Annotated in this window: 18 protein-coding genes; 6 read left to right on the forward strand and 12 right to left on the reverse strand. The window is 67.8% G+C overall.

Features of this window, described 5'->3' with window-relative positions:
• The first annotated feature begins 19 nt into the window (after window positions 1-19).
• Window positions 20-2047: a phosphocholine-specific phospholipase C gene (locus OHA10_RS34925; protein WP_371403054.1), complete on the forward strand. Its 2028-nt coding sequence runs from the start codon at window positions 20-22 to the stop codon at window positions 2045-2047.
• Between the two features lie 81 nt (window positions 2048-2128).
• Here OHA10_RS34925 and OHA10_RS34930 read toward each other — a convergent pair whose 3' ends face one another.
• The 6 genes from OHA10_RS34930 to OHA10_RS34955 form a co-directional block, all read right to left on the reverse strand.
• The gene (locus OHA10_RS34930) at window positions 2129-3016 is read right to left on the reverse strand and encodes an ABC transporter ATP-binding protein (RefSeq protein ID WP_371403055.1); all 888 of its coding nucleotides are present in this window, start codon (window positions 3014-3016) and stop codon (window positions 2129-2131) included.
• On the reverse strand, window positions 3013-3834 hold the full coding sequence (locus tag OHA10_RS34935) for an ABC transporter ATP-binding protein (RefSeq protein WP_371403056.1): 822 nt from the start codon (window positions 3832-3834) through the stop codon (window positions 3013-3015). Before OHA10_RS34935 ends, OHA10_RS34930 begins: the two co-directional genes overlap by 4 nt.
• A complete protein-coding gene (locus tag OHA10_RS34940) occupies window positions 3827-4702 on the reverse strand; it encodes an ABC transporter permease (RefSeq protein WP_371403057.1) in 876 nt (291 codons plus the stop codon). Before OHA10_RS34940 ends, OHA10_RS34935 begins: the two co-directional genes overlap by 8 nt.
• Window positions 4703-4707: 5 nt before the next feature.
• Complete coding sequence (locus tag OHA10_RS34945; RefSeq protein ID WP_371403058.1) at window positions 4708-5802, reverse strand: ABC transporter permease; 1095 nt, start codon at window positions 5800-5802, stop codon at window positions 4708-4710.
• Complete coding sequence (locus tag OHA10_RS34950) at window positions 5799-7538, reverse strand: ABC transporter substrate-binding protein (RefSeq protein ID WP_371403059.1); 1740 nt, start codon at window positions 7536-7538, stop codon at window positions 5799-5801. The genes OHA10_RS34945 and OHA10_RS34950 overlap by 4 nt, the downstream gene beginning before the upstream one ends.
• A 350-nt stretch (window positions 7539-7888) precedes the next feature.
• On the reverse strand, window positions 7889-10876 hold the full coding sequence (locus OHA10_RS34955; RefSeq protein WP_371403060.1) for a sacsin N-terminal ATP-binding-like domain-containing protein: 2988 nt from the start codon (window positions 10874-10876) through the stop codon (window positions 7889-7891).
• Between the two features lie 9 nt (window positions 10877-10885).
• On the opposite strand from OHA10_RS34955, the gene OHA10_RS34960 reads away from it, so the two are divergent.
• The 4 genes from OHA10_RS34960 (at window position 10886) to pip (ending at window position 15457) form a co-directional block, all read left to right on the forward strand.
• Window positions 10886-11827 carry an SGNH/GDSL hydrolase family protein gene (locus OHA10_RS34960; protein WP_371403061.1) on the forward strand — a complete coding sequence of 314 codons (942 nt, stop codon included), beginning with the start codon at window positions 10886-10888 and terminating at the stop codon, window positions 11825-11827.
• Window positions 11824-12402: a GNAT family N-acetyltransferase gene (locus tag OHA10_RS34965; RefSeq protein WP_371403062.1), complete on the forward strand. Its 579-nt coding sequence runs from the start codon at window positions 11824-11826 to the stop codon at window positions 12400-12402. Before OHA10_RS34960 ends, OHA10_RS34965 begins: the two co-directional genes overlap by 4 nt.
• A 140-nt stretch (window positions 12403-12542) precedes the next feature.
• Window positions 12543-14438 (forward strand): DUF222 domain-containing protein, encoded by a 1896-nt coding sequence (locus OHA10_RS34970; protein WP_371403063.1) that lies wholly within the window; start codon window positions 12543-12545, stop codon window positions 14436-14438.
• A gap of 62 nt (window positions 14439-14500) precedes the next feature.
• Complete coding sequence (gene pip, locus OHA10_RS34975; RefSeq protein ID WP_371403064.1) at window positions 14501-15457, forward strand: prolyl aminopeptidase; 957 nt, start codon at window positions 14501-14503, stop codon at window positions 15455-15457.
• Here the strand turns inward: pip and OHA10_RS34980 are convergent.
• The 3 genes from OHA10_RS34980 to OHA10_RS34990 form a co-directional block, all read right to left on the reverse strand.
• Window positions 15454-16242 (reverse strand): GNAT family N-acetyltransferase, encoded by a 789-nt coding sequence (locus tag OHA10_RS34980; RefSeq protein WP_371403065.1) that lies wholly within the window; start codon window positions 16240-16242, stop codon window positions 15454-15456. The genes pip and OHA10_RS34980 overlap by 4 nt on opposite strands.
• Window positions 16239-16409, reverse strand: a complete 171-nt coding sequence (locus tag OHA10_RS34985) for a hypothetical protein (protein ID WP_371403066.1) — start codon at window positions 16407-16409, stop codon at window positions 16239-16241. The genes OHA10_RS34980 and OHA10_RS34985 overlap by 4 nt, the downstream gene beginning before the upstream one ends.
• A 74-nt stretch (window positions 16410-16483) precedes the next feature.
• Complete coding sequence (locus OHA10_RS34990) at window positions 16484-16978, reverse strand: MarR family winged helix-turn-helix transcriptional regulator (protein WP_371403067.1); 495 nt, start codon at window positions 16976-16978, stop codon at window positions 16484-16486.
• A gap of 66 nt (window positions 16979-17044) precedes the next feature.
• Between OHA10_RS34990 and OHA10_RS34995 the strand changes: the two genes are divergently transcribed.
• Window positions 17045-17839, forward strand: coding sequence for a hypothetical protein (locus OHA10_RS34995; RefSeq protein WP_371403068.1), 795 nt, complete (start codon window positions 17045-17047; stop codon window positions 17837-17839).
• Here the strand turns inward: OHA10_RS34995 and OHA10_RS35000 are convergent.
• Genes OHA10_RS35000 through OHA10_RS35010 form a run of 3 tightly spaced genes read right to left on the reverse strand, consistent with a single transcriptional unit; the run spans window position 17778 to window position 19854 of the window.
• Window positions 17778-18497: a YqjF family protein gene (locus OHA10_RS35000; protein WP_371403069.1), complete on the reverse strand. Its 720-nt coding sequence runs from the start codon at window positions 18495-18497 to the stop codon at window positions 17778-17780. The genes OHA10_RS34995 and OHA10_RS35000 overlap by 62 nt on opposite strands.
• The gene (locus tag OHA10_RS35005; RefSeq protein ID WP_371403070.1) at window positions 18494-18814 is read right to left on the reverse strand and encodes a hypothetical protein; all 321 of its coding nucleotides are present in this window, start codon (window positions 18812-18814) and stop codon (window positions 18494-18496) included. The genes OHA10_RS35000 and OHA10_RS35005 overlap by 4 nt, the downstream gene beginning before the upstream one ends.
• 38 nt (window positions 18815-18852) lie before the next feature.
• Window positions 18853-19854 (reverse strand): sugar phosphate isomerase/epimerase family protein, encoded by a 1002-nt coding sequence (locus OHA10_RS35010; protein ID WP_371403071.1) that lies wholly within the window; start codon window positions 19852-19854, stop codon window positions 18853-18855.
• Window positions 19855-20001 lie beyond the last annotated feature (147 nt).

Here is a 20001-nt window from a genome sequence, read left to right on the forward strand (position 1 = left end):
CGCCTGTCAGGAGACTTGCATGCCAGACATCAATCGCCGGAGGTTCCTCCAACTGGCCGGAGCCTCGGCCGCGTTCGCCGCGATGGCGAACAGTATCGAGCAGGCGGCCGCCATCCCGGCGCACCGTCGGTACGGCACGATCCAGGACGTCGAGCACATCGTCGTCCTGATGCAGGAGAACCGGTCGTTCGACCACTACTTCGGCACGCTGAACGGCGTCCGCGGGTTCGGTGACCCGCGGCCGGTGACGCTGCCGAGCGGTCAGCCGGTGTGGCACCAGAAGAATGCCCTCGGCAAGGAGATCCTGCCGTTCCACCCGGACGCCGACGACCTGGGGATGCAGTTCATCCAGGACCTCGCCCACAGCTGGGGCGACGCGCACCAGGCGGTGAACGGCGGCAAGTACGACCAGTGGATCCCGGCGAAGACGTCGACCACGATGGCGTACCTGACCCGCGAGGACATCCCGTTCCACTACGCGCTCGCGGACAAGTTCACACTGTGCGACGCGTACCACTGCTCGTTCATGGGCTCCACCGACCCGAACCGCTACTACATGTGGACGGGCTACACCGGGAACGACGGCACCGGCGGCGGCCCGGTCCTCGGCAACGACGAGGCCGGCTACGGCTGGACGACGTACCCCGAGCGGCTCGAGCAGGCCGGTGTCTCGTGGAAGATCTACCAGGACATCGGCGACGGCCTGGACGCCGCCGGCGGCTGGGGCTGGATCGACGACGCGTACCGCGGGAACTACGGCGACAACTCGCTGCTGTACTTCAACAACTACCGCAACGCCGCGGCCGGGAACCCGTTGTACGACAAGGCTCGCACCGGCACGAACGCGAAGGCCGGCGAGAGCCTCTTCGCGCAGCTCACCGCCGACGTGAAGGCGAACCGGCTGCCGAAGATCTCCTGGATCGCCGCACCCGAGGCGTTCACCGAGCACCCGAACTGGCCGGCGAACTACGGTGCCTGGTACATCTCCCAGGTCCTCGACGCGCTCACCTCGAACCCCGAGGCGTGGAGCAAGACCGCGCTGTTCATCACCTACGACGAGAACGACGGATTCTTCGACCACGTCGTACCGCCGTTCCCGCCGCTGGACGCGAACCAGGGCCTGTCGACCGTCGATCCCGGGCCGGACCTGTACACCGGCACCAAGGCCGCGCACGGTGCGTACGGTCTCGGTCAGCGGGTGCCGATGCTCGTCGTGTCGCCGTGGAGCACCGGCGGCTACACCTGCTCGGAGACGTTCGACCACACGTCGATCATCCGGTTCATGGAGTCGCGGTTCGGCGTGCACGAGCCGAACATCTCGCCGTGGCGCCGCGCGGTCTGCGGCGACCTCAGCTCCGCGTTCGACTTCGGTACGACGGCCACGCGGCCGGCGAAGCTTCCCGACACGAGCGCGTACCAACCGCCGGACAACAAGCGGCACCCGGACTACGTGCCGACGCCGCCCGCGATCGGTCAGGTACCGGTGCAGGAACGCGGCTGCCGCCGTACCAGGCCGTTGCCCTACGCACCGGTCGTCGACGGAGCCGTTGCCGACGGCAAGTACAGGCTGACCTTCAGCTCCGGGCCGAAGGCCGGTGCCCAGTTCCTGATCACGTCGGCCAACCGCACCGACGGCCCGTGGACGTACACCACCGAGGCCGGCAAGACCGTCGCCGACAGCTGGAACCCGATCTACTCCGGCGGCGTCACCGACCTCACCGTGCACGGCCCGAACGGCTTCCTCCGCACCTTCAAAGGCAAGCCCGCGACCGGCCTGGAGATCACCGCCCGCGAGAACGCCGGCGATCTCACCCTCACCATCACCTCCGACGCGGCCCGCCGGGTGACGATCACCAACGCCTACACCGGCAAGACCAAGAACCTCGACGTCCGCAAGGGCAGGACGACGTACACGGTCACCACCACGAGCCGCTGGTACGACGTCTCGGTCACCACCACGACCGACACGACGTACCTCCGCCGCTACGCCGGCCACGTCGAAACCGGCGCCCCCGGCACCAGCGACCCGGCCATCAAAACCGCGTGATGGGTTAACCCGCCCCGTTGTGCCTTCCCCGTTCGCATGCGAGCGGGGAAGGCACAACGCAGACGGTTAACCCATCACGTGTCAGAGGATCGGGGCTTCCGGCTTGGTGGTGTCGGCGGGGGTGCTGTCGTCGAGGCGTTCGAGTTCGTCGACCTGGATGCGGGTGGTCCAGCGCTGGTCCGGGTCGGGTTGGGGGATGGAGTCGAGCAGGAGTTTCGTGTACGGGTGGGACGGCTCGTGCATCACGGTGGAGACCGGGCCGCGTTCGACGATCTGGCCCTTGGTGATGACCATGACCTCGCCGCCGAGGTAGTAGACCGTGGACAGGTCGTGGGTGATGAACAGCGTGGTCATGCCGTGTTCGCGCTGGAAGTCGAGCAGGATGTCGAGGAAGTGCTTGCGGACCTGGGCGTCCAGCATCGACACCGGCTCGTCGGCGATGATGAACGACGGGCGGAGCATGTGGACACGGGCCAGCATGATCCGCTGGCGCTGACCGCCGGACAGCTGGTGCGGGTAGCGCCCGAGCACGTTCTCCGGCTCCAGCCGGACCGCCCGTAACGACTCCTCGATCAGCGACAACCCGGCCTCGCGGGTCGAGGCCAGCTTGAACTTCTTGACCGCCTTCCACAGCACCCGATCCACCCGGTAGAACGGGTTGAAGATCGCGTACGGGTCCTGGAACACCGGCTGCACGTCGCGCCGGTAGGCGTCGTACTCGGCGCGGCTCAGCTTGAAGATGTCCTTGCCGCCGTACAGGATCTGTCCGGCGGTCGGCTTCTGCAGGCCGAGGACGTTGCGGGCGATCGTGCTCTTCCCGCTGCCGCTCTGACCCACCAGGCTGACGATCTGCGGCGGCGACGCGAGCAGCTTGAAGCTGACGTCGTCGACCGCGGTCACGTAGCCTTCGGCGACCCCACGGGCATGGAACCGTTGCTGTACGCCACGAAGTTCGAGCTCGGACTTCACGATGCCTTCCTTCCCAAGCGCGGGATCGACTCGATCAGCTGCCGGGTGTAGGGATCCTGCGGATCCTTGAACACCTGGCGTACGTCGCCGACCTCGACCAGCCTGCCCTCGTACATCACCGCGACCCGGTCGGCCAGCTGTGCATGCACTCCCATGTCGTGCGAGATCACCATCAGCGTCACGCCGAAGTCGGTCCGCAGATCGGCCAGCGACTGCAGGATCACCCGCTGGATCGTCACGTCGAGCGCGGTGGTCGGCTCGTCCGCGATCACCAGGTCGGGTTCGAGCGCGACCGCGATCGCCATCAGCACGCGCTGCTTCATCCCGCCGGACAGCTCGTGCGGATACATCCGGGCCACCCGCGGCTCCAGGCCGACCTGACCGAGCAGCCGCGGGATCATGTCGCCGACCGCTTCCTTGCGGTTCGGCGCATGCTCGACGATCACGTCCTTGAACTGGTCGTGCACCCGCATCACCGGGTTCAGCGAGCTCATCGATCCCTGCGGCAGATACGACAGCGCGCTCCACCGCAGGACCCGCAGTTCCTCGCCGTGCACCTTGAGCAGGTCCACCGGCGACCGGCCGGCAGGGTGGAACATCACCGAACCGCCGGTCACCTTGCCCGGAGCCTTCAGGAGCCGCAGCAGTGCGACCGCGAGCGTGCTCTTGCCGCTGCCCGACTCCCCCGCGATCCCGAGGATCTCGCCGCGGCGGACATCCAGGTCGATCCCGCGGACCGCCTGCACGTCACCGCGGTTGGTGGAGTAGACGACGTCGAGGCCCTTGACCTCGAGAACATTCTTCGGCACGTCATTCACCGGCTACTCCCCTCAGCCGCGGGTTGTAGACCTCTTCCAACCCGATGTTCACCATGTTCAGCGCCGCGAACAGCAGCGTCAGCAACCCGACCGGTACGACGAACATCGGCCAGGCCCCGAGGGTCAGCGCACCGGTGCTGATCGCGCTGTAGATGATCTGGCCGAGGTCGATCACGCCACCGGGCCCGAGCCCGATGATCTCCAGACCGACCAGCCCGAAGATCGCGCCGAGTGCCGAGGACGCGAACCCGACGCCGATGAACGGCAGCAGGTTCGGCAGCAGTTCGGTGGTGATGATCTCCAGGTCGCGGGCCTTGCTGACCCGGGCCAGATCGACGTACGGCCGGGTCCGCAGGCTCAGCACCTGGGATCGGATCGTCTTCGCGGCGAACGGCCAGGCGAAGATCGAGATCATCACGCCGACCTGGAACAGGCTGACGTTCTTCGCGTACGCCGAGAGCGCGATCAGCAACGGGAACGTCGGGATCACCAGCAGGATGCCGGTGAACGTGGACAGGATCCCGTCGATCCAGCCGCCCTTGTAGCCGGCCACGAAGGCCACGATCACGCCGACGACCGTCGAGATCACACCGGCGATCGCGCCGATCTGCAGCGAGACCGCGAGCGCCTTCACCACCATCGCGAACACGTCCCGGCCGAACTGGTCGGTGCCGAGCAGATGCCCCGGCCCGGGCACCAGCCACTTGTCGTACGCCGCCAGCTCGATCGGGTCCTGGCCGCCGCCGATGGCCTTGGCGATCAACGGGCTGAACAGGGCGAGCAGGATCAGCACGCCGAGGATGACGAGTCCGGTCGCCAGCCGCCGGCTGTTCCGGATCGTCCGCAGTACCGCCGTCAGGATTCTCATCGTCATCACTTCCAGTACTTGACCCGCGGGTCAAGCAGCGGGAGCAGGAGGTCGAGGAGCAGGACGGCGGTCAGCACCGAGAAGATCGCCATGTCGGTGACGCCGAGGATCGTGTTGAAGTCGAGCTGCTGGATCGCGGTCACCAGCGTGGTGCCGAGACCCGGATAGTTGAACAGCTGCTCGACCAGCACGTTGCCGTTGAAGATGAAGCCGAGCGAGATCCCGAACGCGGTGATCTGCGGCAGGTAGCAGTTCCGCAGCGCGTACCGGGTCAGGATCCGCCAGCTCTTCAGGCCCTTCGCCTCGGCGTACACCAGGTAGTCCTCGCCGAGAATCGGAACCATCAGCATCCGGGTGGACAGGATCCAGCTGAACGTCCCGATCACCACGATCGAGAGCCCGGGCAACAACCCGTACTTCAGCACACTGCCGATGAACGCCAGACTGATCCCCGGATCGATGTTCGAGTCGTACGCCGATCTGGCCGGCAGCAGCCCCATCGAGTACGAGAAGATGTACACCAGGATCAGCGCGACGAAGAAGTACGGCACGTGCGACAGCGCGATCGACAGGTTGGTCGCGATCGCCGAGCCGACCTTGCCGCGCCGCCAGCCGGCGATCGCGCCGATCACGACACCGAGGATCCAGGCCAGCACGGACGAGATGCCGAGCAGGCCGATCGTCCACGGCAACGCCCGCAGGATCACGGTCTGGGCCGGCGTCGGATAGTTGATCAGGCTGGGCCCGAGGTCGCCGTGCAGGACCAGCTTCTGCATGTACACGACGTACTGCGTCAGCAGGTTCCCGTCCAGGCCGAACTCGTGCTTGTAGCGGGCGATGATCTCGGCGCTCGCCTGGGCGTTGTAGATGTAGTTCTGCTGCAGGGTCTGGATCAGCGTCTGGATCGGGTCACCCGGCATCAGCCGGAAGAAGAAGAACGCGATCGTCAGCGCGCCCCACAGCTCGATCAGGTACAGCCCGAAGCGGCGGAGCGCGTACGCCGCCAGCGGATGCCGCGACAGCCAGGCCCGCACCCCCGAGACGGGTGCGGAGTCCTGGCTCTTGTCGACAGCGACCGCAGGCGGGGCTTCCGCCGTCACGCCGGTCCCTTCTGCCCGGTGGGCTCGATCTTGCCCAGCACGAAGATGAAGTGCTGCCACCAGTTCAACGGCACTTCGTACAGATCGTCGTCGGTCGGCCAGCCCTTCCAGAACGTCGTGTTGAAGTACGACGGGTAGCCGGTCTGGATCACCGACAGCATCGGCAGGTCCTGGAAGTAGATCTCGAGTGCCTGGTCCAGCAGCGGCTTGGCCTGTTCGCTGTTCGGGTCGAGCTGGGCGAGCTTCTCCGAGATCGCGTCGAACTTCGGGTTGCGGTACCGCAGCTTGTTCTTGCCGGCCGCGTTCTTGCCGACCGGCTGGTACTTGTCACTGGTCCAGTCCGAGTACAGCTGCTCCGGGTCGATCGCGATACCGGCCCAGCTCGAGTCGATGTCGTACTGACCGCGCTGGAACTTCTCGTCGTGCACGTTGCCGGCCAGGCTGCGCAGGGTGCACGGTACGCCGACCTTGGCAAGCTCGGTCTTCAGTACGTTCGCGATCGCGTACTCACCGCCGTCGACCGGCGACGGCGTGATGATCTCGAGGTTGATCTCCTTGCCCTTGTACGTCCGCTTGCCGGCGGCGTTCTTCGGCGCGATCTCGTCGAGCAGCTGGGTCGCCTTGTCCGGGTTGAACTCGAACTTGTACTTGTTCGCGAGCTCGTCGTTCTTCCACTTGTCGTTGGTCGGGTAGTCCGCCCACGGGTACTGCGCCGGCGGCACCGGGACCGGCCAGATCGACTTGCCGATCTTCTCCCGGTCGAGGCAGTAGTTGATCGCCCAGCGCATCTTCGCCTCGGAGATCACGCCCCGGGACGGGTCGCAGTTCAGCCACAGCACCCGTGGGTTCGGGTCGTGGAACTGCGTTGTCTGCAAGGCCGGGTAGCCGGTGTTGCGCAGCTGCTTGGCGTGCTGCTCGTCGACCGAGCCGACGTCGAACTCCGCGCGCTCGAAGGCCAATGATGCCTGGTCGAGCTGCTTCGACGTGCTCTGGTAGACGACGTACTGCGGCTTGACGTCGAGCTTGTCCTTGTTCCAGTAGTTCGGGTCCTTCTCCCAGATGAACATCTTCTGGTTCCGGATCGCCTGCTTCAGCTTGTACGGGCCGCTGTGCACCGGCGGGTTGTCCTTGAACTTCGTCGGGTCCTGCGACTTCCAGATGTGCTCGGGCATGATGCCGAGCGGCGGACCCGCGATCGCGGAGATGAAGTTGTAGTGGAACCGCGGTCCCGGCTTCAGCATCTTGACCACGGCGGTCTGCGGGTCGGGCACCTCGATGTCCTTGACGAACTCCTTCAGCTCACCGCCGCCGCCGAACAGGTCCGGCCGGTCCCGCAGCAGCAGCATCGTGAACTTGAAGTCGGCCGCCCCCAGCGGCTGTCCGTCGTTCCAGTGCGCCTTCGGGTCGAACTTGAAGGTGACCTCGGTGTGGTCGTCGTTGTACTTGTACTCGGTCGCCAGCCAAGGACGCATCTCGCCGGTGGCGAAACTCAGGTAGAACAACGGCTCCGTACTCAGCTCGACGCCGGCGCCCGAGGGCGAGCCGTTCGGGATCATCCCGTTGAAGCTGTCGAAGACGGTGTACTCGACCTGGCCGACGATCACCGACTGGTCCCGTGGGACCGGGATGTTGGCCTTTCCGATCTGGATCGACTTGGTCGCGACCGGCTTGTTGTTGTTGGCGGGCTTGTCCGAGTACGAGCCTCCGCCGGAGCAGGCCGCGAGGAAGGCGGTCATCGCCGCTGCGGCACCTCCTCCGACCAGACTCCGTCGACTTAGCTGGTACCGGACGACATCTTGGACGTCTTCGAATTGGGGCCGCGGCGCTTCGTTCATGACGAAAGTCACCTCCGTTTCCGTTGCGCGGACAGGCTCATCACCGACCGAGAGGTGCCACGGACTATAAGTAGCGTTGACAACGTTGGCAAGAGTTCGTTGCCACGTTGGAAAAATGACGTCATATCCGCAGATCAGTCGATATACCAACCTCTGACAACGTTGGTTCGCTCTGCGTGACGCCCGGAGGCGGAAACGCTTCCAAAGATGGTCACAGGGCGTGCAGATCTGCCGCCCGCGGCCGATTCCGGTCAGTCGTAGACGGCGTCGACCAGAAGTTCGGTACTGCGGTCCGGTTCGTTGAGAACCGCCCGGATCACATGCCGCCGGTCCCACCGGCCGGCGGACCAGGCCAGGGCTTTCGCGAGGCCGTCGAACGTCGCGGCGTGCGGGGCGCCGTCGGCGTCCACCCACCACGAGACCTCGACCCCGTCGACTGTCAACTCGTCGTGCTCCCACCAGGTCGCCGGTACCTCGGGAACCAATTCACGAACGATCTGCGGTACGTCGGCCGCCGTACCCTCGCCGTCGATCTTGCCCTCGGCAATCTCCTGCGCCATCGGTACGTCGAGCAGATCGCTCAGGCCGTCGGCCGCGGCCCCGGAGCCGATCACGAACCCGCCGAGGTCCTCCCGCTGCACCCACATCGGGCCGTCGATGACGACGGCCTGCTCCGCGTCGATCACCCGGGTCACCCCGTCGGCGTCCAGGACACGGGTCTGCTCCGGCGCATCGCCGGGGAACAGGGCGAGGGTGCCGAGCCGGGTCCACAGCCGGAGGATCGAGGCGGCGTCGACCTCGCGCTCGGGGTCGGCCAATCGATCGAGGACCAGGCTGATGCCGTCGGCATCGAGGTCGCCGACGTCGCGGACCAGACCGACCGCGGTGCGGACCTCCGGATCGAGGCCGGTCGTCCACGCGGGTGCCTCGTCGAGGAACGTCGCGAGCACCGGCTCGGCTTCGGGGTCGGCGCGTCCGGCGAGCGGTTCGCCGTCCTCGAGCAGAACGTGCTCACGGATCCACCAGGCGGCGTACGACGGTACGCCCAGGGGCCGGTCGTCGGGGCCGACGACGCGGACCTGAGTGACGAGGGCACGCCGTAGATCGGGCTCAGAACCGATGATTTGCAGGGCTTTCGGCCAGTTGTCGTCGGTGATCCAGTCGAGGTCGCGGATTGCTTCGAGTTCGCCGACGGTGGCGCCGTACCGGGAGCCGTCGGGGGCGACGTCGAACGCCCAGTCCTCGATCGCGTCGAGGTCCTGGACGGCTTCGGGGAGCTGGTCGAGGGCGACGTCGGACGCGGCGACGATGCCGAGGGTCGCGAGCACGCCGACGGCTTCGAGGGCGGGCAGGCCGTAGCGGTCCAGGAGGTCGCCGGCGATCGGTGCGACTTCGTCCGGGTCGAGGATGGCTTGTGCGTCAGAACCCTCGACAACCAGGGCGTTCGCGGGGACGAGCTCGCCGTCGGCGTCGCGAAGTACCAGATCGTTGAGCCACCAGAGGCCGTCGGCCTGTGCGGGGTCGGCGGCGACGAGACTGAGGACGGCGTGAGCGACCGCGTCGGGGTCGTCGGCTTCGGCCGAATGCTCGACGGCGGTGCGGACGGAGCTGTCCTCGAGGAGCGATCGCGGGGTGGCGGGGATCGCGCCGAGCCGTTCCAGGGCAGGGTCGACAGCCTCGGGGTGGACGACGCGTACGCCGTACTCGCCGAACGCGGCGAGGACGTCGACCGGGATCTCGGGTCCGGGCAGCAGCAGCCCGCGGGCGCCTCGCACCAGCCGACCGTCGGCGAGCGGGACCGGAAGCGTGCCGAGCGACTCCCGGATCAGCGCGTCGGTGACCATGCCGCTGAGCGACGCGTAGAGGTTGCGCCACCAGTCGGGCGGTTCCTCCCCCCCGAGCTGATCCACCACCTCGGCGAGCTCCAAACGCCTTACTTGCAAGGCATCCAGCGCCAGGCGGTCTTCGCGTCGCGCCGCGATCAAACCCGGCACCATCGGCGCCAGCAGCCGGTTGAACGCCTCGTCCGCGCCCTCCACCACCACCGCATCCCGCGGCCGGAGTGCGACGCCGTCAACTCCTCGGACGAGCTCGACGCCGGGTAGCACCGCGAGGATCTCCTCCCGTAGCACTCGGTCCAGAGCTCCGGCCGCAAGGCCGGTGGGCACGAGGTGCAGCACGCTGTCGCCCTCGGCAGCCCGCTCCCGCAGCAGCTCGCCGTACGCCGTCGCCGCTTCCTTCACCAGCCAGTCGGTCAACGGACCTTTGGCGACATGCCGACGCGTCGAGTCCAGCGGAAAGGTTGCCAACAGCAACGCTCCCGACGAGAGCGGCTCGTCGGTCGGGGTCGGGGCATGAACAACAGTTGGTGTGTCGGTGGCAGGATCGCGGGGCAGCGCCCACACGACCGACCAGCTCGGGCGGGTGCGCTCCTCCGTCGGGCGGTCGGCGAGTAGCTGTTCGCGTTGTGTGGTGTCGAAGGTGCCTGCGCTGCGGTGGATGTGCCAGCGGGACTGGACGTCCTGGAGGACCCGGTGGTCCTGGGCCGTTTCGATTTCGATGCGTTCGAGGCCGGGGAGGGCGAGCAGGAGGGCGTCGTCGGCCTCGGCGAGTAGGCGGCGGACGAGAGCGGCTGCGGCCTCGTCGCGGAGCGGGAGGATGACCGCGGTGTCGTAGCCGGCGGGCGGTTCGCCGTCGGCTTCGAACGGCAACCGCAGGACCGGTACCTGACCGTCACGGCGCCGTACTTCGGTGTCGAGATCAGGCGCAAGCCCCGCGATCGCCGCCGCCGTGTCCGCCTTCGAGAACCGGACACCTCCGCTGCGTGACAGGACGACCGGCTCATCGGTCACCGCGAGCACCGCGGAGAAGCCCACGCCGAAGCGTCCTACGGACGAGACACCTTCTGCTCCAGCGTCCTCAACAGAAGACTCCTCCCGCTTCGCCGACGCCCGTAGCGTCGCCAACGACTGCACACCGTCAGCGTTCAGCGGGGCGCCGGTGTTTGCCACGACCAGCGTGTTGTTGCTGAGCTCGAACAACACCCGGCCTGGTACTCCGGCACGTGCGGCCGCGTCGGCGGCGTTCTGGGCCAGTTCGACGACCAGGCGGTCGACGTACCCGCCGAGGACCAGCTCCTCCTCGGCGTTCGCGTCCTCCCGGAATCGCACGGGTGCGGCCGCCCATCCGGCCAGCACCCGCTCGCGGATCCCCGCTGTCCCGAACACGTCATCAGTCACCGGGGAAGTATGACGTTCACCGGAACGGACAGCCCGGGTTGGGTGCCGGCGCGGTACACGCCGTCGGTCCTGCAGTCGTGGTCGGAGTGCGTCAGCGTGCCCGCCTTGACGAAGCGTTTTGCCGGCACAGCGTGGCAGGTCGACTATCGTGGTCCGGTGATCGCATCCGGCAGCCGGTACGTCGCCCTCGGTAGTTCGTTCGCGGCCGGACCGGGTATCGGCCCGATCGTGCACCCGCCCGCCGGCCGTTCGGGCAGCAACTACGCGCACCTGGTCGCCGCCGAGCTCGGCCTCGACCTCATCGATGTCACGTATTCGGGCGCGACCACCGCACACGTGCTCGACACCCCGCAGGACGACGCGCCGCCGCAACTCGAGGCGCTCACACCGGACACCGCACTCGTCACGATCACCGTCGGCGGCAACGATCTCGAGTACGTCGGGACGTTCCTGCGCGGGAGCCTCCTCAACACGATCGCGAAGCCCGCCACGATCTTCGGCCGCCGGGTCGCGAACCGGATCCGGGCGCGGGTCAGCTACCTCAAGGACGAAGCGTCGTACCAGGCCGTTGCCGACTCGCTGACGAAGGTGGTCGAGCGGGCGCAGGAGCGGTCACCGGACGCGCGGATCCTGCTCGTCGACTACCTCAGTCTGGTCGGACCGGCCACGCGGCCGCGTCTCGACGTACCGCTGAACGAGGAGCAACTGCCGAGTATCGCGATGATGGCGGACGGTCTGGCCGGCGCGTTCGCGAAGGCCGCCGCGGCAACGGGTGCCGACCTGATCGCGGCGTCCGCGGCCAGCCGTGATCACGCCATCGGTTCGGCCGAGCCGTGGACGACCGGATTCACGCTGCTGCCACCGACTCTCGGCGGTTTCGTTCCGTACCACCCGAACGCGGCAGGCATGCGTGGCGTCGCCGACCTGATCATCGAGGTGCTCCGAACGTGAAGGTGCGTGAGGCAACCACAGCGGACGTCGACGCCGCGGTCGGCGTCCTCACCCGCGCGTTGTTCGACTATCCGATGACCCGGGCCTGCCTCGACCCGGACGGGTACGCCGACCGGCTCACGGAGTACCACCGGTTGTTCGTCAGCGCCATCGGGTTGCCGCACGGCCGTATCTGGGTGACGGACGACGTGACCGCGGTTGCTGTCTGGTTCCCACCCGACATGCCTCCGGACGTCTTCGCCCCGCACGCCGCCGCCTTCAACGAGCTCGCCGGCTCCCGCGCCGCTCTGACCGCCGAGTACGGCCAGGCAATCGGGCTGTTCCACCCCCGCACCCCGGTCTGGCTCCTGGCCCTGGTCGCCGTCCACCCCGACCACCAACGCCAAGGCCTGGGCCACGCAGTAATCACACCCGGCCTCGCAACCGTCGACGCCGCCCACTCCCCAGCCTTCATGGAAACCCAGGACCCGGCAAACGTCCCCTTCTACGAGTCCCTGGGCTTCACCACCCTCGCCGAACTGGAACTTCCCCACAACGGCCCCATGCACTACGCCCTCTACCGCCCGGCCGCCTGATCATTCGTTGCCTACACCAATCACCTCTGGTACCGCCGACGAATTGCCGGCCTGTGGATAACCTGAAAGTCCAGAATCCCTTGAAATTAAGGGGTTCTGGGGTTGGGAAACTGTCGGCGGGTGTGCCTAGAGTTGTCGGCATGGAGGTCCTCGGCGAACGGCCCGTCCGGTCGATGAGCGACAGTGAGAAGCTGTCGGCTCTCGACGCGGTCTTCGCTGAGACGGCCAGGCTCAAGACGCTCGCGTTAGAGCTGATCGCCGGCATCGACGAGTCCGGGTACGCAACCGAGCTCGGCGCGGGCAACACCGCCCGACTGCTGACCAGGCGCTATCGCATCGACTCCGCCGAAGCCCACCGCGACGTCCGCCTCGCCAGTCACTTGACCAGGTACGCCGCCACCTCGGCGGCCCTCCCCGATCCGGCCATCCCTTTCGCCGACCCCACCACGGCCGCCAGCCCCGGCGGCGCCACCGATTCAGATACTCCCGGCAATCTCGATACCGCGAACACCGAAGCCGAAGCCGAAGCCAACGCCGACGCTGCGGACAGTGCGGCCGGATCAGACGGCGCGCCAGGTGCGGACGGCGCGAGCGATTCAGATCCTGTGCCGGGGACGTGGCGGGTCCATCCGGCCCAGGCCGCTGCCATCGTGGCGATCCTCGACAAGCTGCCCCCGACCGTCCCGGCCGAGAATCTCGACTTCGCCGAACAACGGCTGATCGACCTGGCCGCCACCCACGCCCCCTCGGACCTGCGCAAGGCCGGCCACAAGATCCGCGACATCCTCGACCCCGACGGCCCTGAGCCTGACGAGAACGCCGCGTACGTGCGCGAGTCCCTGACGTGGAAGACCGCCGACCGAGGGGTCGCCTTCCGCGGCTACCTCGCCAACGAGAACGCCGAACTCTTCCGTACCCTCATCCACACCCATGCCAAGCCCCACCGCACCACCGACGGCCAACTCGACCCCCGCCCCTCGAGCAAACGCCAGGCCGACGCCCTCACCACAATCCTCAACAGCACCAGCCCGGGCGGCGCATCCAGCACGACCAGCAGGACCGCGGCCGCCGCCCACGGCAGGTCGGCCGATGCAGGCACCGCAAAGGGCCCCGCGACCGACGGTGACAGCAAGGGCGATGGGACCGGCATCCTCATCCAGCTTCCCCTCCCGTCGGCTGCAACCGACCGGCCTGAGGAGCGCGGTCGTGACACCGAAGGTCGTGATGCGGACGGTCGTGATGCGGATAGTTCGGGCGGCGGTCGTCAGTTCGTGCCCGGTCACGGGGCCAAGCCGCACATCAGCATCACGATCGACTACAACGACCTCGCCGCCGCAACCGCGAACGCGACCGGCGCGCTCGTGTTCGGAGACAACCTCTCGGCCGCGACCGTACGTCGGCTGGCCTGTGATGCCGAGATCCTCCCGATCGTGCTCGACTCCAAGTCACAACCTCTCGACGTCGGCACGAGCCAACGCCTCGTCACCCGCCCCATGCGCCGCGCCCTCAACGCGCGCGACAAAGGTTGCGTCGTCTGCAACGCACCCCCGATCCACTGCGATGCCCATCACGTGGTCTCCTGGCTGGACGGCGGCATCACCGCGGTGTCCAACCTCGCCCTGCTCTGCAAACGCGACCACCGCGACCTGCACTCCGGCCACTGGCGCATCCGCATCCTCGACGGCGTGGTCGAGGTCACCCGCCCCACCTGGGCCGACCCCACCCCCATCCCACCCACCAAATACAAACCACCCACCGCCGACATCGTCCACCAGCCCATCACCCCGCCGCTCAATCCCCGGGGCGGCGACGAACGCCCACCGGACGCAAACGCCGGCGCGCTCGGATCCGCACCTGCTGCACGGGCCGCGCCGCCGACGCCTGCGGGATCAGCGCGACCTGGGCTGTCCCATCCATGGAACGACGAGAACACGCCGGACGCTGCCACATCACCCCCGGACACAGCCACAGTCACCGGGGTGTTCGGGCGCGCGTCGTTCGATCCGTGGGGAGAGGGAGCAACCGGCGTCGGCTGACCTACATGACCAGGAAGCTGGGTACGGTCGGCGACGACCAGGTTGCCGTTGGAGGAGTTCACATGTCTGCCACCCATTCCTCGACCGAGGCCCGTGACAGCGGAATGTTGGAGACCGGTGACGGCAACCGCGTCTACTGGGAGGAACGCGGGAATCCGGACGGCAAGCCGGCGCTGATCGTCCACGGCGGGCCCGGTGGTGGGAGTCCGTCCGGTACGCCGAAGGTGTTCGATCCGGAACGCTACCGGATCATCCTGTTCGATCAACGGGGTTGTGGACGGAGCACCCCTCATGCGAGCGAGCTCGCGACCGACATGTCGCTCAACACCACCGAGCACCTGCTGCGCGACATGGAACAGCTACGGGCGCAGCTCGAGGTGGAACGGTGGTTGCTCTTCGGTGGGTCGTGGGGATCGGCGCTGTCGGTCGCCTACGCCGAACGGAATCCCGAACGCGTGTCAGAGCTGGTGCTCCCCTCGTTCTGGCTGATGCGCCGCGCGGAGGTCGACTGGCTCTACCGTGGCGGGGTCGCGCGGCTGTTCCCCGAGGAGTGGGAGCGGTTCCTCGATGGCATACCCCGGGACTTTGGTGACCCGGTCGCCGCCTACGTGAAGCTGATGGAAGACCCCGATGTACAGATGCGTTCCCGGGCAGCGCTGGGCTGGTCCGCTTGGGAGGATGCCGTCCTCTCCTTGGAGCCTCACGGCAGACCGGCACCGTTCTGCGACCGCGCCTCGGCCGACCTGCTTGCCTTTGCGCGGATCTGCGCCCATTACGCTGCCAACGCGGGCTGGCTGGAGGACGGCGCGCTGCTTCGCGACGCCGGGCGGCTGGCCGGGATCCCGGGCGTCATCATCCACGGCCGGCTCGATCTGAGCTGTCCGTTCGATGCCGCGCGGGAGTTCGCGCACGCCTGGCCCGGCGCCGAACTGGCTGCCTTCGCCGACGCCGGCCACAAGGGCAGCCCATCGATGCACCGGTACGTCCTCAACACGGTCGCCCGATTCGCAGGTCCTTAAGCCGGCTTGTGCACGTACGGCGTGGTTGTGGTGACCGCGAGGAAGCCGAGGCGCTGCAGGATCGGGGAACTGTCGTCGGAGGCGTCGACGTGCAGGTACTTGTAGCCGAGCTCGACGGCACGGGCGGCGCGTACTGCGACGAGCGCCTTGTAGATGCCCTTGCCGCGCCACTCGGCGAGCGTTGATCCGCCCCAGAGACCGGTGAACTCGGTCCCCTTCTTGTACACGGCCCACGCCGCGGAGACCACCTGGCCGTCGACGTCGGCGACGAAGATGTCGGTGCCGGACGCGTGCCGGCGTACCAGGTCGTCGGTGAGCCAGGACCAGTCGTCGTTCCAGACGGTCGACTCCATCGCCGCGATCCGCTCGAAGTCGGCGCGGTCCGAGACCAGGCGGATCGTGACACCGTCGACCGAGTCGCGGCCGCGCAGGCGCTCGACGATGTCGGCGCTCTCGGCGACGAGCACGGTCTCCTGCTCCTCGGGCTCGAACCCGGCGGCACGCAGCCGATCCGGCAGGTCGGCGGGCTGGTCGTGGCCGCGTAACTTCCACTCGACCGCCTGGCCCTTCGCGGCGAAGTAGTCGCGCTGGCGGGCGATCAGCGCATCGATCTCGGCGCTGTCGAGACCGTCGAGCGTGCGGTAGCTGACGAACCCGCGGCTCGGGTACTCGACCCGGATCACCGGGCCGTCGGTGCTCGTCGGCACGTCAGCGCTCTCACTGGTTCCGCGTAGTTGGTCGTCGTATACAGCAAGCAATTGCTCGCGCTTCGAGTCATCGGTCACGGGGTGACTCTGACACGCGACCGGATCACCCACCAACCACGTCGAGGGGCCTTCGCCGTACGGCGACGCCGCGTCGTCCGGCCGGCGCGCTCGCTCAGGCCGTGCTTGTTCTCGCGGTTGTCGTTGGCGAAGTGGCTCAGGGACACCATCAGGTTCAGCGGTTCCATCGGTCGGTCCTCCTGGGTTCTTGGCGCTTACACCCGTACGTCGGACCCGACCGGCCGAGATTGACATTCCTCGCCTAGGAATCCTTTTCGGTGACGAGAACCAGCCGTCGCAAGAGGTCGTCGAGCGTGGTGCGGTCGGCGGGCGGCAGGCCGTGGACCAGCTCCTCCTCGACCCGGATGATCTGCCCGATCGCGCGTTCCCAGAGGTCGTTCCCGGTCGGCGTCAGCGTGGCGACGACCTTGCGCCGGTCGTCGCGGTCATGCGCGCGCTCGATGAATCCCCGCCGCTCGAGCGCATCCAGCCGGTTGGTCAGCGCCGCCGCGGACATCCCGAGCTGCTTGGCCAGCCCACCCGGCGTTTCGCGGTACGGCGTGCCACCGCGTCGCAGCATGTGCAACGTCTTGAACTCCCACAGCTGCAATCCGTACTCCGCGAGCACGGCCTCGCGCCGGCGCTCGAGGTACCGCGTCAGGACCTGCATCCGGACCGTGATCCCTTCGACGTCGGGATCCAGCCCGGGCAGCTGACCGGTCCAGAGATCGACATGCGCATCCACGAAGTCCTTCACCCGGCTAACTTTTCAGCCACTGAAGGTTAGTTGTCAAATATTTCGACGTCGAAATACTCTCGGATCATGACTCAGCTAGCCGCCACCGCCGTCGTCACCGCCGCCACCCGCCTCATGCGCGCCGGCCAGTGGCCTGCCGCCACCGCCCTCCTCGACGCCGCCGAGCCCGCCGACTCCGGCGAACACCTGGCCCTCGCGCTGGCTCGCGCCGAGGTGGCCACTGACCAGGACTTCGCTCAGCAGACCGATCACGCGCCCGCCGCGATCGCCGCAGCCGAGGCAGCCGTGGCGGGAGGCGCCTCCCCCGAGCAGGCCTGGGATTTCGCGATGCTGAAGCTCCGGAAGGACTATTCGGCTGTCCTCTTCGGATCAGGTACTGACGACGGAGACCTCCGCGGCCGCGCCCAGCGACTGATCGCGGACGCACCGGACGACGCCCGCCGCGGAGCGGTTGCCTTCTACGCGGGTGTGATGGCGGACAACGTCTATGAGCAGCCTGAGGAAGCGTTCGCGCACTACACGACGGCGTACCAGCTCGGTGAGAAGGCCGGTGACGACCTGCTGATGTCGTACGCACTGCGGCATCTTGGCGACCACGCGCACACCGCGGGCGATCTCGTGCTGGCCAGGCAGCACTGGGAGCGATCCACTGAACTGCGGCAGAAGGTCGGTCACCTACTCGGTGCACTCGCCCAGCAGACCCTGCTCGCCGTACTCCTGCGTGACGAAGGCGACGCGGCCGGCTCACGAGCGCTGGCGACCGAGGTCAACCGCTGGGCGACTCAGGTGGACCTGAAGTTCATCGTCCGGGAGACAGCGGGGCTGATGGGAGACCGAACGCAGCAGGCACCCCAGCGCTGAAGGCGACATGATCCGGCGGACGGCCGGGCGGCACCAGACCGACGGACGTCAGCAAAGCATCAGCATCCAACGACGTGACCGTGGCTGAGTGCAGGATCCATGGTGGGTGCTCGTTGGGCAGGTACCACGTGCGGCCCGCGCGCTCGATGTGCAAACCCCAGCGTGCCGTGAGGAAGTCCTCGAGCGGTCCGACGGGTCGGCGCTCCCCCAGCTCGATCCCGACGGCAGCCTCGATACCGCGCAGCCGCAAGGTGTAGGTATGGCGGTTACCGTCGCGCGTGTGGGTCATACGAGCCCACCGGTACGGCAGCCCGAAGATCGTCCGCGCCGCGGCGACCACGGCCAGCCGGTTCGCGTCCAGACTGAGGAACACGACGCCGCGCCGGCCGGTGTCGTCGATCGAGTAGAGCCGGATGTTCGTCTCCAGGAACGAGCCGAAGTACGGCACGCCCGGACCATGCGGCAACCCGGTGTCGACCATCCGGAACGGCACGAGACCGACGTACGTGCGTCCCTCGAAGGTGTCCGGGCGCGTGCCGGGCGGGAAGAAGCGCGTGACCTCGGCCGGCTCGACGGCCCAATGGAGGAAGGTCAGGTCGAGCCACCGCTGCCGCAGGATCCGCGGCCGCCGCAGCGCCGGCGCCGCCGGCCAGGTCACTCCGCTGTCGGCCGAACCTCGCACCTCGGCCTGCCGTCATTCAGCTCACACACGACGTACGCCGTACTCCCGGACTCGGCCGGCTTCCACGGCATCACTGCATCGCCGGCGAGCAACGCATCCAGCGTCTGCAACTCGGCGTCGCGCTGCTCGGCATGATGGTGATACCCCGCCGCCCCCAGCGCCAACGCGATCGACATGCCGAGCAGATTCACCTCGTTCGGCCCATCCGGCACGGTCGTCCCGTCCACCGGCTCCAACTTGATGCCGCGGCCCGGGACCTCCACGATCTGCGCAGCGTACTTTCCAGCACTCATACGCCGAGCCTAACGCTGGAGGTCCCGGATTTACGGCTCTAGGACGAGAACGCCGCGTCGAAGGATGCGGTGGGGGCGTCGAAGGCGAGGGAGCGGACGAACTGGATGGCTTCGGCGGCGCCGACCAGGCGGTCCATGCCGGCGTCTTCCCACTCGATCGAGATCGGGCCGTCGTACCCGATCGTGTTGAGCATCCGGAAGCAGGCCTCCCACGGGACGTCCCCGTGGCCGGTCGAGACGAAGTCCCAGCCGCGGCGCGGGTCGCCCCAGGCGAGGTGGGAGCCCATCCGCCCGTTACGGCCGTTGCCGACCTGACGCTTCGCGTCCTTGCAGTCGACGTGGTAGATCCGGTCCTTGAAGTCCCACAGGAACCCGACCGGGTCCAGGTCCTGCCAGACGAAATGCGACGGGTCCCAGTTCAGCCCGAAGGCCGGCCGGTGCCCGATCGCCTCGAGTGTCGCGGTCGTGGTCCAGTAGTCGTACGCGATCTCCGACGGGTGCACCTCGTGGGCGAACTTCACACCGACCTCGTCGAACACGTCGAGGATCGGGTTCCACCGGTCCGCGAAGTCCTGGTACCCGGCCTCGAGCATCGACGGCGGCACCGGCGGGAACATCGCGACCGTCTTCCAGATCGACGACCCGGTGAACCCGACCACCACGTCGACCCCGAGCGCTCGCGCCGCACGCGCGGTGGTCTTCATCTCCTCCGCCGCCCGCTGCCGCACGCCCTCCGGATCGCCGTCGCCCCAGATGTGCCCGGGCAGGATCGCCTGGTGCCGCTGGTCGATCGGATCGTCGCAGACCGCCTGCCCGAGCAGGTGGTTCGAGATCGTCCACACCTTCAGGTTGTTCTTCTCCAGGATGTCGAGACGATCCTGGACGTACGCCGGATCCTCGGCAGCACGCCGTACGTCGAGATGGTCGCCCCAGCAGGCGATCTCGAGTCCTTCGTAGCCCCACGAGGCCGCCAGCCGCGCCACCTCCTCGAACGGCAGGTCGGCCCACTGGCCGGTGAACAACGTGATCGGTCGAGCCATTCGTCTCTCCTTGTCGTGTTACTGCAGGGGTGTCCCCGACGGCGTCCGGAGCGCGAGGCCGCCGCCGGGGACGGTCGCCGTGGTACTCGCTGTGCCGTCGCCCGTCCGGGGCCGAACCAGCCGGGGCGGCGGCAGGTGTACGGCGGC

It is taken from the genome of Kribbella sp. NBC_00662, from assembly GCF_041430295.1.
GTDB lineage: Bacteria > Actinomycetota > Actinomycetes > Propionibacteriales > Kribbellaceae > Kribbella.

Bases quoted from the DNA above. Each gene is read 5' to 3' on its own strand.
- OHA10_RS34970 (WP_371403063.1), top strand. From the start codon at position 12,543: ATGGAGGTCCTCGGCGAACGGCCCGTCCGGTCGATGAGCGACAGTGAG.
- OHA10_RS35010 (WP_371403071.1), bottom strand. From the start codon at position 19,854: ATGGCTCGACCGATCACGTTGTTCACCGGCCAGTGGGCCGACCTGCCG.
- OHA10_RS34985 (WP_371403066.1), bottom strand. From the start codon at position 16,409: ATGGAACCGCTGAACCTGATGGTGTCCCTGAGCCACTTCGCCAACGAC.
- OHA10_RS34960 (WP_371403061.1), top strand. From the start codon at position 10,886: ATGACGTTCACCGGAACGGACAGCCCGGGTTGGGTGCCGGCGCGGTAC.
- OHA10_RS34940 (WP_371403057.1), bottom strand. From the start codon at position 4,702: ATGAGAATCCTGACGGCGGTACTGCGGACGATCCGGAACAGCCGGCGG.
- OHA10_RS34995 (WP_371403068.1), top strand. From the start codon at position 17,045: ATGACTCAGCTAGCCGCCACCGCCGTCGTCACCGCCGCCACCCGCCTC.
- OHA10_RS35005 (WP_371403070.1), bottom strand. From the start codon at position 18,814: ATGAGTGCTGGAAAGTACGCTGCGCAGATCGTGGAGGTCCCGGGCCGC.
- OHA10_RS34925 (WP_371403054.1), top strand. From the start codon at position 20: ATGCCAGACATCAATCGCCGGAGGTTCCTCCAACTGGCCGGAGCCTCG.
- pip (WP_371403064.1), top strand. From the start codon at position 14,501: ATGTCTGCCACCCATTCCTCGACCGAGGCCCGTGACAGCGGAATGTTG.
- OHA10_RS34950 (WP_371403059.1), bottom strand. From the start codon at position 7,538: ATGACCGCCTTCCTCGCGGCCTGCTCCGGCGGAGGCTCGTACTCGGAC.